Raw genomic sequence first — 12,668 nt, 5'->3', positions numbered from 1 at the left:
GCTCGGCCTCGAGGATGTCGTCACGCCGGCTCATGCTCCCCCTCCGCGTGGTTGGCTTGCGCCTGCGCCGGCCAGCGGCGCGGCGATCGCCGCCCCCTCGCTGCGGGGGTCGGCCGCGCCTATCCAGCCGCTGCCGGCCCGGGCGACGGCGTTGGCCTTGAGCGGCAGCGTCGCGGGCTCGACCTGGTGGCCGAGGGCCTTCCAGGTGGCGGCCATGCCCTCAAGCCGCGAGCCGGCCTCGTAGCGGATGCCGCGCCGGTCGGCCATGATCCCGGGCACGGCGAGCGCCTGGTCCACCGGCATGCCCCAGTCGATCATGGCAATCACCGCCCGGGCCACCTGGGCGATGATGGTGGCGCCGCCCGCTGCCCCGACCGCTGCCTCGAGCCGGCCGTCGGGGGCGAAGACGAGCGTCGGCGTCATCGACGAGCGCGGGCGCTTGCCCCCTTCCACCCGGTTGAGCGCCGGCCGGCCGTCGCGGGTGGGGGAGAAGTCGAAGTCGGTCAGCTCGTTGTTGAGGAAGAAGCCGCCGACGAGGAGACCGGAGCCGAACGGCGCCTCGATCGTCGAGGTCACGTTCGCCAGCCGGCCGGCGGAGTCGGCGGCGACGAGGTGCGAGGTGGCCGGCACGTCGGCAAGCCGTCGCATCGCCCTTGGACGTTCGCCATCAGGGGTGCCGGCGGTGACGGCCGGCATGGCCCGGTCTGGCCGGATGAGCGCCGAGCGGCGGGCGATATAGTCGGGCGCGAGCAGCCCGGCGACCGGCACGGGGGCGAAGTCGGCATCCCCCGTCCACGCCTCCCGGTCGGCGAAGGCGAGCCGCATCGATTCGGCAATGAGGTGCCAGGCGATGGGGTCGTCGGGCCCGCGGGCGGCAAGGTCGAAGCGCTCGAGCTGGCCGAGGATCTGGAGAAGCGCGATGCCGCCGGCCGACGGCGGGCCCATGGAGCAGATGCGCCGGCCGCGGTAGCGGCCGCAGAGCGGCGGGCGTTCGGTCACCTGGTAGGCAGCGAGGTCTTCGGCCGTGAGAACGGCGGGGTTGGCGAAGGCGGTCGCAACCGCGGAGCTGATCGCGGCCGCGATCGGGCCGGTGTAGAAGGCGTCGGGGCCATCGCGGGCGATCGTCTCGAGGGTTGCGGCAAGGTCCGGCTGGCGCAGCAGGTGGCCTTCCGGCCAGGGCCTGCCGTCGGGCCCGAGGAAGACCGCCGCGGCGGCGGGCGAGGCCGCCAGCAGGTCGGCGCGGAAGGTGGCGAAGCGGGCGAAACGCTCGGAGATGATGATGCCGTCGCGGGCCATGGCGATCGCCGGCTGGAACAGCTCGGCCCAGGGCAGCCGGCCCCAGCGCCGGTGCATCTCCGCGGCGAGGCGGACGACGCCGGGCACGCCCACCGACCGGCCGCCCGGCACTGCCTCGCGGAAGCTCATGGGCGTGCCGTCGGGCTTCAGGAAGCGGTCGGGCGTGGCCGAGGCGGGCGCGCGTTCGCGGCCGTCGAGTGTGACAAGCTCGCCTGTGGCGGGGTCGTGCCAGACGAGGAAGGCGCCGCCGCCGATGCCGCTCGCCTGGCCCTCGACGACGGTGAGCGCAATCATGGTGGCGACCGCGGCGTCGGCGGCGGTGCCGCCCTTCGCCAGCATGAGGGCACCTGCCTCGGCCGCGCGCGGGTCAGCCGCCGAGACGACCGCGGGGCCGGTTGCGGAGGCAACGGGGCGGACCCGCTGGCCCCACTGCGGCTCGTAGGTGGCAATGCCGGCCGCGGTCTCGGCGGACGGCAGAGGCGCGGGGCGCGGCTGGGGGGCACAGGCCGCGAGTGCAAGTGCCAGAAGGCCTGGAAAGAGGCGCGAGAGCATCCGCCGCCTCGCATAGGGCCGGCGGCCGGCGCGCTCAACCTGTGCCGACATCGAGCCCCACGGCGTCTGCGACCTGCGGCAGGCCATCGCGCGCGAGAAGGGCAGCAAGCCCGGCGTTGAGGCGTGCCGGAAGGTCGATGCCCTCGAAGACGAGCGCGGTGTAGAGCTGGACGGCGGAGGCGCCGGCACGGAGTTTGGCGTAGACCTGTTCCGCAGTTGCCACGCCGCCGACGCCCACGAGCGGGAGGCGGCCGCGCAGCCTTCGTGCGAACCCGCGCAGCACGGCAGTCGAGGGCGTGAAGAGCGGTGCACCCGAAAGCCCGCCTGCCTCGCCCCGGTGGCGCGAGCGAAGGCCCGGGGGCCGGGCAAGCGTCGTGTTCGAGACGATGAGGGCGGCAACGGGTGCCGCAAGCACGGCCGCGGCGATCGCGTCCATCTGCGTCTCGTCGAGATCGGGCGCCACCTTCAGGAAGAGCGGCGGGCCGCCCGGGCCCCGGGCTTCGGCAGCAGCGGCGAGCAGCTCGGGCAGCGCCTCGCCCTGGAGGCCGCGCAAGCCGGGCGTGTTGGGCGAGGAGATGTTGAGGGTGATCCAGGCGGCCCGGTCGCGCACGGCAGCGACGGCGGCGGCATAATCGGCCACCCGGTCCGGGCTGTCGCGGTTGGCGCCCACGTTGACGCCCATGCGCGGGTGCGCGCGGAGCCGGGGCAGGGCGGCCGCGATGCCGCCGTTGTTGAAGCCGAGGCGGTTGATGACGGCGCGGTCCTCGGCGAGGCGGAAGACCCTGGGCTTCGGGTTGCCGGCCTGGGGGCGCGGGGTGAGGGTGCCGACCTCGACGAAGCCGAAGCCCACCCGCAGCATCTGCTGCCAGACGCGCGCATCCTTGTCGAACCCGGCGGCGAGGCCGATGGGCGAGGGGAAGGCGAGCCCGGCGAACCGGGTTGCGAGCGACGGGGGCGGGGGAGGAGCATCGGGAAGCCCGAAGGCCTCGATGCCCGCAAGGGCAAGCGCGTGCGCGCGTTCGGGCTCGAGCTGGCGCAGCAGGCGGGAGACGAGAGTGCGCATCGAACGGTCGCGATGGCGGGCTTGTCGGATTTCTACAATCCTTCCCACCCGAGATGCGCTATATGAACGCTGCGACCCAGGGACGGGGTCCGGCAGCCGCGGCGGTCGTCCGCCGCGACCGTCGGCCCCGCCCCCACTCTCCGGCCCCGGTGCGGCCTTGCCGGCCCCCGGGGCATCTTTTTGCTGCGTCGCAGTCTCGCGGATTTGACCTTTGCCGGCGACACGCGCAGGAAGGCCCGGCCCAGACGACGAAGCTAAGGGGTCGCGATGGCAAGGCTGCGGAGCGGTTGGCTGACGGCGACTCTCGCGCAGGCGAGGGCCGGGTGAGCGCGCCCGGGATCGCGCTTCGCTACTACCCGCCGGCGCCGTCGCTGCGCGCCTTCCTCTCGAGCTACTACGTCTTCGAGTTCCCGGCAGCGGAGATGCATGACGTGCTTCGTGCCGAGCTCGCCCAGGCGCGCTTCGTCGTCGCCGGTCACGGCAGCATCGCCTATGGCAACCGGCTGTTCCAGCCGATGCCGGCTGCCAGCCTTGCCGGCCCCTCGGGGGCAGCGATCCGGTTCCACGCCTTCGGCCCCTTCCGCCTGATCGGCGCCGGGCTCCTGCCCGCCGGCTGGGCGGCCCTCGTCGGCGAGGAGGCCGCCGCCTACGCCGACCGACTCGAGGACCTCTCGGGGCTGGCTCCGGCGCTGGTTGGCCGTGCCGTCGAGCGGATGCGCGACGCGCGCGACGATCGGGCGCTCGTGGCGGCTGCGGATGCGATGTTCGAGGGGCTCGCCGCCCGGGCCCGCACGCCCCCTCTCTGGCTCACGCGGACGACCGACCGCTGGCTCGTCGAGACACCGTCGCCCGACGTCAACGTCCTTGTCGAGCGGCTCGGCATGTCGTCCCGGCAGGTCGAGCGCGTGGTGGGCCGCGTCTATGGCGCGAGCCCCAAGTTCCTCGCCCGCAAGTACCGCACGCTCCAGGCAGCGGTCCGCCTCGGCCTGGAGCCGGAGCAGGGCTGGCAGGGAGCGGCCGGCACCGCCTTCTACGACCAGTCCCACTTCATCCGCGAGTTCCGCCAGTTCGTGGGCATGACCCCGGGCCAGTTCGTGGCACGGGGCGCGCCGTGGATCACCCGGCTGGTGATTGCCAAGCGGAGCGGTGCCGAAACGCTGCCCAGGCTCATCCGCGCGAGCTGACGCGGCGGCCGACCGCCCTTCACCCCATCCTTCCGGGCAACGCTCCCCGCCGTTTCGGCCCACTTTCCGTCGCGACCCGCTTCCCGGCTTCTCCTCGCCAACCCGGCCGACGTCGCGTTGGTCGCGCCCCGGCCGCCTGCCGCGAGCCGCCCCGGCCTCCCCCCCTTCCGTCAGCGGGCGCCGGCTTTGAGCGCCTGTTCCCACGCCCGCTCGGCCAGCGGCTCGACGGTGGCCGCCATCGCCTTGGCGTGCGGGTTGGACGCCGTGCCGCGCGCCACCCGCCCGCGGATCCCGTGGACGATCGCCGCCAGGCGGAACATGTTGTAGGCGATGCAGAAGTCCATGATCGCCGCGACCTCGGCCGGGTCGCGGCCGGTGCCGGCGCAGTAGCGGGCCACATATTCCGCCTCGGTCGGGATATCGAGGGCGGCTAGGTCCGCCTCGGCCAGTCCCACCGTGCCCGACGGCGGCATGCGATACATCATGAGATGGTAGGAGAAGTCGGCGAGCGGGTGGCCCAGCGTCGAGAGTTCCCAGTCGAGCACGGCGAGCACGCGCGGCTCCGCGGGGTGGAAGATCATGTTGTCGCAGCGGTAGTCGCCGTGGACGATGGCGGTCTCGTCGCCTTCGGGAATGTTGTCCGGAAGCCAGGCCACCAGCCGATCCATTGCCTCGACCCGGCCGGCGTCGGGGATGTCCTCCTGGTAGCTTTTCGACCAGCGTGCGATCTGGCGCGCGAAGTAGTTGCCCGGCCGGCCGAAGTCCCCGAGGCCGACGGCGTCGGGGTCGATGGTGTGGAGCCAGGCGAGCGTGTCGCACATCGCCTCGAAATGGGCCCGGCGGGTCTCCCGGGGCACGTCGGGGAAGGTGCCGTCCCAGACGATCCGGCCTTCCACGCACTCCATCACGTAGAACCAGGTGCCGATAACGGAGTCGTCCGTGCAGAGGCCAAAGGGGCGGGCAACCGGAAAGCCCGTGGGGTGGAGCGCGGAGATCACGCGATACTCGCGGTCGACCGCGTGGGCGGACTTCAGCAGCTGGCCCGGCGGCTTGCGCCGCAGCACGTACGACCGGCCTGGCGTCACCAGCTTGTAGGTCGGGTTCGACTGCCCGCCCCTGAACTGGCGCACCTCGAGCGGCCCCTCGTAGCCTTCGACGTTGGCCGCCATCCATTGGGCGAGCGCGCGCTCGTCGAAGCGATGGGCCTCGCGCACGGCATCCGTGCCCTCGAACTGCCTCTGGCGGCTTGCCATCTCGGTCATGCGCTTCTCCCGCCCGCCTCCCGGGCCAGCTCCCGCCAGCCGATATCGCGGCGGAAGCAGGCATCGGCAAAGCTGATCCTTTCGATGGCGGCATAGGCTTGCTGCGCCGCCTGGGCCAGGGTCGGGGCGTGGGTGCCGACGGTCAGCACCCGACCGCCGGCCGCCACCAGCCGGCCGCGCTCGCGCCGGGTGCCGGCGTGGAAGACGGTGGCGCCGCACCCCTCGAGCCCCGAAATCTCGCCGCCGGCCGCTGGCGCCCCGGGGTAGCCGCGCGCTGCCACCACCACGGCGATGGCCTTGCCCGGCTTCCAGAGCACCTCCGCGCCGGCGAGGTGGCCGGTGGCCGTGGCATGAAGGAGGGAGAGCAGGTCGCTCTCGAGCAGGAGCATGAGCGCCTGGCACTCCGGGTCGCCGAAGCGGACATTGTATTCGACGAGCTTCGGCCCCTCGGCCGTCAGCATCAGCCCGGCGAAGAGCACGCCCGAGAAGGGGGTGCCGCGCGCGGCCATGGTGGCGAGCGTCGGGCGGATGATGCGCTCCATCGTCTCGGCCGCAAGCGCCGGCGTGAAGACCGCAGCGGGTGCATAGGCCCCCATGCCGCCGGTGTTGGGGCCGGTGTCGCCCTCGCCGAGGCGCTTGTGGTCCTGCGCGGCAAGAAGCGGCACGGCATCGGTGCCATGGGCCAGCACGAAGAAGCTCACCTCCTCGCCTGCGAGGCACTCTTCGATGACCACCCCGGCGCCGGGGGAGGCGAACAGGGCCTCGAGCGCGGCCTCGGCCTCGGCCAGCGTGGCCGCCACCGTCACGCCCTTGCCGGCGGCAAGGCCATCGGCCTTGACGACGATCGGCGCACCGCAGCGGCGGACATGGGCGAGTGCTGGCGCAAGCGCGTCGAAGCGGGCCCAGGCGGCGGTCGGGATTCCGGCCTCGTCGCAGAGCGCCTTGGTGAAGGCCTTGGAGGCCTCGAGCCGGGCGGCCGCTGCCGAGGGCCCGAAGACGGGGATGCCGGCTGCAAGCACCGCGTCGGCAACGCCGGCGACGAGCGGGGCCTCCGGGCCGACCACCACGAGGTCGACGCCGCGGTCCCGGGCAAAGCGGGCGACAGCCTCCGGGTCGAGGATGTCGAGCCCGGGCTCCACCATGCCGAGCGCGGCCATCCCGGGGTTGCCGGGGGCCGAAAGCAGCCACCCAAGGCGCGGCGACTGGGCCAGCTTCCAGGCCAGTGCATGCTCGCGCCCGCCGCTGCCGAGGAGAAGAACGCGCAACCTGTCCGTGGGCCTGTCCATGGCCGCGGCGCCTAGGCGAGGCGGGGCGTGGCGAAAAGCCCCGGCAGCGCGTGCCCGTGGGAGGCCCTTGGCGGGTCGTCCGCGTCCGGGCTAGGCAGGGGCATGGCGAGCGCGCCTGCGAACATTCCGGAGCTCAGCGTCTCCGAGCTGTCGGCGGCCCTGAAGCGCACCGTCGAGGCCGCCTTCGGCCTGGTGCGGGTGCGGGGCGAGATCTCGGGCTTCAAGCGCCATGGCTCGGGCCACCTCTACTTCGCGCTGAAGGACGCCGACGCCGTGCTCGACGCCGTGATGTGGCGCGGCACGGCGCAGGGCCTGACCTTCCGCCCGGAGGACGGGCTCGAGGTGGTGGCAACGGGGCGGCTCACCACCTACCCCGGCCGCTCGCGCTACCAGATCGTGGTCGAGCGGCTCGAGCCCGCAGGCGTGGGAGCGCTGCTGGCGCAGGTGGAGGAGCGCAAGCGGCGGCTTGCCGCCGAGGGCCTGTTCGACGCTGCGCGCAAGCGGCCGCTGCCGTTCCTGCCCGAGCGCATCGGAATCGTCACGTCGCCGACCGGCGCCGTCATCCGCGACATCCTCCATCGCCTTGCCGACCGCTTTCCGCGCGAGGTGCTGCTGTGGCCGGTGCCGGTGCAGGGCGAGGGCGCGGAGCAGCGCATCGCCGCGGCCATCCGCGGCTTCGCCCGCCTGCCCGCTGAGCGTCGGCCCGACCTCCTCATCGTGGCGCGCGGCGGCGGCTCGATCGAGGACCTGATGCCATTCAACGCCGAGGAGGTGGTGCGGGCGGCAGCCGAATCGCCGATCCCGCTCATCTCGGCCGTCGGCCACGAGACGGATACGACGCTCATCGACTTCGCGGCCGACCGGCGCGCGCCCACGCCCACGGCGGCTGCCGAGATGGCCGTGCCGGTGCGCGCGGACCTCGAGCTCCGGGTGGCGGAGACGGGGCTCCGCCTGCGCCAGGCCATCGCCCGCCGGCACGGCCTGCTCGCCGAGCGCGTCGCCGGCCTCGGGGCCCGGCTGCCGCGGCCGGCCGCGCTCCTCGAGGTCCGCCGCCAGCGGCTTGACGACGCCGCCGAGCGGCTGCCGCGGGCAGTGCGGGCCCTTGCCGGGCGGGCGCGCGAGCGGTGCGACCGGGCTGGCGCGGCGCTTCCCGGTGCGCTTGGCCTGCGCGTCGCCCGCGCGCGGACGCGGCACGCGGCGGTTGCCGGCCGGCTGCGGCCGGAGCTGCTTCTGGCACGGCTGGAGCGGGGCCGGCAGGCGCTCGAGGCCACCTTCCGGCTCGCCGCCTCGCTCTCGCCCGATGCAACCCTTGCGCGGGGCTACGCGCTGGTGCTTGGCCCGGATGGCAGGCTGCTTCCCGACGCTCCTGCCGTGCGGAAGGCGGGAGATGTTCGCCTGCGCCTGCGCGACGGCGAGGTGGAGGCGAGGGTGGGCGGGCCGCAGGCGCCGGCTCAGGGCCGGCTGTTCTGAGGGTCTGGCGATGGGCGGGCCGAGGAGACGAACGACGTGAGGTGCAGGGGATGCTGAACCTTTCCGCCGGCCGACGGGCGCGGCTGCGCTACCTGCCCGGTTCCTACGAAGTGCTGGAGCAGGGCGACCACGTGGTCTGTGCGGTGACCGGCGAGCCCATTCCGCTCGCCTCGCTGCGCTACTGGAGCCGGGAGCTGCAGGAAGCCTACCGCGACGCCGAGGTTGCCAACCGCCGCTACCGCGAGGCGCGCGCCCTCGGGCTGCTGTGAGGCGCCGATACGTTCTGGCAGCCGGGCTGCTTCTCGCGCTGGGAGCACCTGCGCTCGCCGCGCCGTTCCGCATCGAGGGCCGCTTCACCCCTGGCGGGCTGGTGCGAGTGGAGCTGCCGCCCGGCGCGCGCGACTTCCGCGCGAACGGCGTGGCCGTGCCGGCGGCGGCACCGGGCGTCCATCTCCTGGGCTTCGGTCGTGACGAAACAGGCACGGTTCGCCTCACCGCCCGCGCAGCCGACGGCACGCTCCTCGTGACCGATGTTCCGCTTACACCGCGCACCTTCCGGGTCCAGCGGCTGCCCGCGCTCGGCACCACGGATGCCCCTTCGCCCGAATGGGTGGTGCGGCGGGAGACGGAGATTGCCCGCACAATCGCCGCCAAGCGGGTGATCGCGAGCCGGCCGGGAGAGGCGAGCGGCTGGCGGGAGCAGTTCCGCCTGCCAGTCTCGGGGCGGATCACCGGGGTCTACGGCTCGCAGCGCATCTTCGGCGAGCTGCCGCGCAACCCGCATTGGGGGCTCGACATCGCTGCACCCACGGGAACGCCGGTCCGGGCGCCGGCCTCGGGCATCGTCCGGCTTGCCGACGGGCCGTTCCTGATCGAGGGCAACCTCGTGCTCCTCGACCACGGTGCCGGGCTGGTCTCGGTCTACATCCATCTCCACGAGCTGCGGGTAAAGGCAGGGGATGCCGTCCGCGCCGGCGACGTGCTCGGCACCGTCGGCAGCACCGGCCGCTCGACGGGGCCGCACCTCCACTGGGGCCTGTCGCTGCTCCGCGCCGGAGAGGGTCAGGCGCCGTTCCAGGAGATCCGGCTCGACCCGGCGCTCCTGGTCGAGGCGCGCTGACCCGAACTGTTGCGGGCGCGCCACAGCGCCCTGGCCTCCGCGCGTCGGTCATGCGTCGGCCGCTTTACAGCTTTGCGGCAGTTCGGAGATAGGACGGGCGTTGAAGGCAGCCGGAAGGGCTCCGCTGCCGCTTGCGCCGGCGCCTCGCGCCGGATCGGGAAGGGGATCAGATCATGACCTATGTCACGCGCGTGGCGCTCCGGGGCGGGGTGGCCTCGCTTGCGCTTGCCATCGGGGCGTTCACGGCGCCCGCCGTTGCCCAGAGCACGGCCTCGGCGGAAGCGTCCGACACCATCATCGTGACCGGCACCCGCATCGTCCGGCCGAACATCGAGCAGTCCAGCCCGGTCTCGGTCATCGACGAGACCGAGATCACCTTCCGCCAGCCGCTCGCGGCCGAGGAATTCCTGCGCGAACTGCCGGGCGTGGCCCCCAACATCGGCCCGGCGGTCAACAACGGCACCAACGGCTCGGCCCAGATCGACCTGCGCGGCCTCGGCGCCAACCGGAACCTTGTGCTCCTCGATGGCCGCCGCGTCGTGCCGGCGACGACGGCGGGCGTCGTCGACCTCAACAACATCCCGGTCGCCCTCATCGAGCGGGTCGACGTGCTGACCGGCGGTGCCTCCACGCAGTACGGCGCCGACGCGATTGCGGGCGTCGTCAACTTCATCACCCGGCGCAACTTCACCGGCGTCGACAGCACCTCGACCATCGGTCTCGCCGAAGAGGGTGACGGGCGGATCTTCCGGACCGACCTCACGCTCGGCGCGAGCTTCGACGACGGCCGCGGGAATGTGGTGCTCTCGATCGGCTACTCGGATTCGAACCCCGTGCTCCAGGGCGACCGCCCGTGGGGCTTCGAATCCCTGTCGTCGACCACCGGGCGGCCCCAGGGTTCGGCGACGGCAACGCCGGCCACCATCCTCTTCCCGTTCACTGCAGCCGTGAACCCGGAAGCGGGCCGGCTCGACCTCGGGCGCACCACCAACTACAACTTCAACCCGCTCAACGTCTACCAGACGCCGCTCGAGCGCTACTCGATCTTCGTCAAGGGCAACTACGAGATCTCCGACCGGGTCGAGGTCTATGCCCAGGCGCAGTATGTGCAGTCGATCGTCGACCAGCAGATCGCGCCCTCCGGCACCTTCTTCTCGACGGTGAACCTGCCCATCTCGAACCCATTCCTGACGCCGACGATGCGCGAGCAGCTCTGCGCGGGCTACGGCATTTCGCCCGCGGATTGCGCCGTCGCAGCCACGGTCACCAATCCGAACGCGCCGGGCTACATCGAGCGGCCGATCCAGATCGGCCGGCGCTTCACCGAAGCCGGTCCGCGCCGCACCAACTTCAACACCGACATGTTCCAGGTGACCGCCGGCGCGCGCGGGCCGCTCACCGAGAACATCGACTGGGACGTCTATTTCTCCTACGGCGAATCCCAGCGGACGAACACGTCGCAGGGTCAGGGCCTGCGCTCGCGTCTCCAGCAGGCGCTTCGGGCGCGTGACCGGAACACCTGCGTCGACACGTCGAACGGGTGCGTGCCGATCAACCTGTTCGGCGCCGACGGCTCGATTACGCCGGCCATGTTCAACTTCCTGAACGTCGCGACCTTCAGCTTCAACAAGCAGCAGTTCATGACGATCCAGGGCACGCTCACGGGCGACATCGGCTACACGACGCCCTGGGCCTCGAACCCGATCGCCTTCGCGTTCGGCGGCGAATACCGGAAGTACAAGGGCGCAACCGGCGGCGACGGCCTCTCGGCCATCTCCGGCGAAGTGCTCGGCGCTGGCGCGCCGGCCCTTCCGATCCGCGGGCAGTATGACACCCGCGAATTCTTCGTGGAAGTGAACGCTCCGCTTGTTGCCGACAAGCCGTTCATCCAGGAGCTGACCATCGAGGGCGGTGCCCGCTTCTCCGACTATTCGACGAGCGGCACCAACTGGACCTACAACGCCGGCGGCGGCTGGTCGCCGGTGCCGGGGGTCCGGATCCGCGGCAACTACGCCCGCGCCGTGCGCGCCCCGAACCTCGGCGAGCTGTTCCAGCCGCAGGTCACCTTCCTCACCAACCGGACGGTGGACCCGTGCCAGCTGGCGCTTCCGCTCGGCAACCCGACCGTCCGCGCCCTCTGCGAGGAGCAGCTCCGTCTCGTCGGCGCGCCGCTCAGCCTCATCGGCACGATCCCGGCGCCGATCGCCGGCCAGATCAATGCCACCTCGGGCGGCAACCCCGATCTCGACCCCGAGATCGGCACGACCTGGACGGCGGGCGTGGTGCTCCAGCCGAGCTTCCTTGCCAACTTCACGGCCACCATCGATTACTACAAGATCCGGGTGGCCGATGCGATCAGCTCGCCCTCGCAGGCGGACGTGATCGACGGCTGCTTCGGCCAGTCCGACCCGCGCGACCCGCGCTGCCTCTCGATCCGGCGCAACCCGCTGACCGGGAGCCTCTCGGGCCCGAACGACACGACCTTCGGTCCGTTCCTCGGCTCGTCGAACCTCGGCAAGATCGCGACCGACGGCATCGACTGGTCGCTCAGCTGGCGCGCACCGATCGGCGAGCACACCTTCGGCATCTCGATGATCGGCAACTACACGATCTCGAACAAGTTCCAGGCGACCCCGACCTCGCCCAACCGCGAGTGCGCCGGCTACTATTCGATCTCGTGCGGCCCGATCCTGCCGAACCTGTCGTTCCAGGTGCGGCCGACGCTGAGCCTCAAGACCGGGACCGACATCTCGCTTCGCTGGCGCTACATCGGGGCGGTGGAACTGGAGCCGCTGGTCAACAAGGCGACCATCTTCGACGCCTACGAGTCGATCGACGCCTACAACTACATCGACCTCGCCATCGGCCAGCAGATCGGGGAGAATGTCCGGGTGACCTTCTCGGTCGAGAACCTCGCCGACAAGGATCCGCCGGTCGTCGGCAACACGGTGGGCACGACCGCCTTCAACAGCGGCAACACCTACCCCACCACCTACGACGCCATCGGCCGGAAGTATCGCCTCGGTCTCAACCTTCGCTTCTAGTCGGGGCGTCTCATCGGGGATGGGGGCGGGTCTGGCAGCGGGCCCGCCCCTTTTCGCTGCCCGGGTGCTTGACAGCCGGGCCCTGCGTCCGCGAGGGGCGTCGCCATCCCAACCGGAGGGCTCCCGTTGCGCGTTCCCGTCTTCGCCACCCTGTGCCTGCTGGCCATGCCTGCACGTGCCGAGGAGCCCGCGCCGGCGAAGCTCGACCGCAGCCATCCCGACTATGTGCGCTGCGAGACGATCACCGCGATCGGCAATCGTGCGAAGCGCGAGCGCGTCTGCAAGACCAACGCCGAGTGGAAGCGCCTGGCCGAGAACGCTCGCGGCAACGCGCGCGACGTGCAGGAGCGGGGGACGACCCTCTCCAACCCCGGAAACTAGGGAAGGGCTG

10 protein-coding genes are annotated in these 12,668 nt (G+C 72.3%); 6 read left to right on the top strand and 4 right to left on the bottom strand.

What is annotated here, in order from left to right:
* Positions 1–30: 30 nt before the first annotated feature.
* Together ggt and H3H34_RS05760 are read right to left on the bottom strand one after the other, a co-directional pair.
* Positions 31–1,899 (bottom strand): gamma-glutamyltransferase, encoded by a 1,869-nt coding sequence (ggt, locus tag H3H34_RS05765; protein ID WP_235945430.1) that lies wholly within the window; start codon positions 1,897–1,899, stop codon positions 31–33.
* Complete coding sequence (locus tag H3H34_RS05760; protein WP_194744330.1) at positions 1,883–2,911, bottom strand: quinone-dependent dihydroorotate dehydrogenase; 1,029 nt, start codon at positions 2,909–2,911, stop codon at positions 1,883–1,885. The genes ggt and H3H34_RS05760 overlap by 17 nt, the downstream gene beginning before the upstream one ends.
* Positions 2,912–3,234: 323 nt before the next feature.
* On the opposite strand from H3H34_RS05760, the gene H3H34_RS13985 reads away from it, so the two are divergent.
* Positions 3,235–4,095, top strand: a complete 861-nt coding sequence (locus H3H34_RS13985; RefSeq protein WP_194744329.1) for an AraC family transcriptional regulator — start codon at positions 3,235–3,237, stop codon at positions 4,093–4,095.
* Between the two features lie 170 nt (positions 4,096–4,265).
* On the opposite strand, the gene H3H34_RS05750 is transcribed toward H3H34_RS13985, so the two are convergent.
* A complete protein-coding gene (locus H3H34_RS05750; RefSeq protein WP_194744861.1) occupies positions 4,266–5,348 on the bottom strand; it encodes a phosphotransferase family protein in 1,083 nt (360 codons plus the stop codon).
* 5 nt (positions 5,349–5,353) lie between these two features.
* Positions 5,354–6,622 carry a phosphoribosylamine--glycine ligase gene (purD, locus tag H3H34_RS05745; protein WP_207790832.1) on the bottom strand — a complete coding sequence of 423 codons (1,269 nt, stop codon included), beginning with the start codon at positions 6,620–6,622 and terminating at the stop codon, positions 5,354–5,356.
* A gap of 123 nt (positions 6,623–6,745) precedes the next feature.
* Here purD and xseA point away from each other — a divergent pair, with 123 nt between their 5' ends.
* From xseA to H3H34_RS05720, 5 genes are all read left to right on the top strand, one after another.
* The gene (gene xseA, locus H3H34_RS05740; RefSeq protein ID WP_194744327.1) at positions 6,746–8,113 is read left to right on the top strand and encodes an exodeoxyribonuclease VII large subunit; all 1,368 of its coding nucleotides are present in this window, start codon (positions 6,746–6,748) and stop codon (positions 8,111–8,113) included.
* A 50-nt stretch (positions 8,114–8,163) separates the two neighbouring features.
* Entirely contained in the window at positions 8,164–8,382 is a 219-nt protein-coding gene (locus H3H34_RS05735; RefSeq protein WP_194744326.1) for a DUF2093 domain-containing protein, read from the top strand.
* Positions 8,379–9,233, top strand: coding sequence for a M23 family metallopeptidase (locus tag H3H34_RS13980; RefSeq protein WP_194744325.1), 855 nt, complete (start codon positions 8,379–8,381; stop codon positions 9,231–9,233). Before H3H34_RS05735 ends, H3H34_RS13980 begins: the two co-directional genes overlap by 4 nt.
* Positions 9,234–9,406: 173 nt before the next feature.
* A complete protein-coding gene (locus H3H34_RS05725) occupies positions 9,407–12,277 on the top strand; it encodes a TonB-dependent receptor plug domain-containing protein (RefSeq protein WP_207790805.1) in 2,871 nt (956 codons plus the stop codon).
* A 126-nt stretch (positions 12,278–12,403) separates the two neighbouring features.
* Complete coding sequence (locus H3H34_RS05720; protein WP_194744324.1) at positions 12,404–12,658, top strand: hypothetical protein; 255 nt, start codon at positions 12,404–12,406, stop codon at positions 12,656–12,658.
* The last annotated feature ends 10 nt before the right edge of the window (positions 12,659–12,668 follow it).

It is taken from the genome of Thermaurantiacus tibetensis (genome assembly GCF_015354055.1).
GTDB classification, from domain to species: Bacteria; Pseudomonadota; Alphaproteobacteria; order Sphingomonadales; family Sphingomonadaceae; genus Thermaurantiacus; species Thermaurantiacus tibetensis.
Note: the sequence above shows the minus strand (reverse complement) of the source record. Positions and strands in the feature narration are given on the sequence as shown.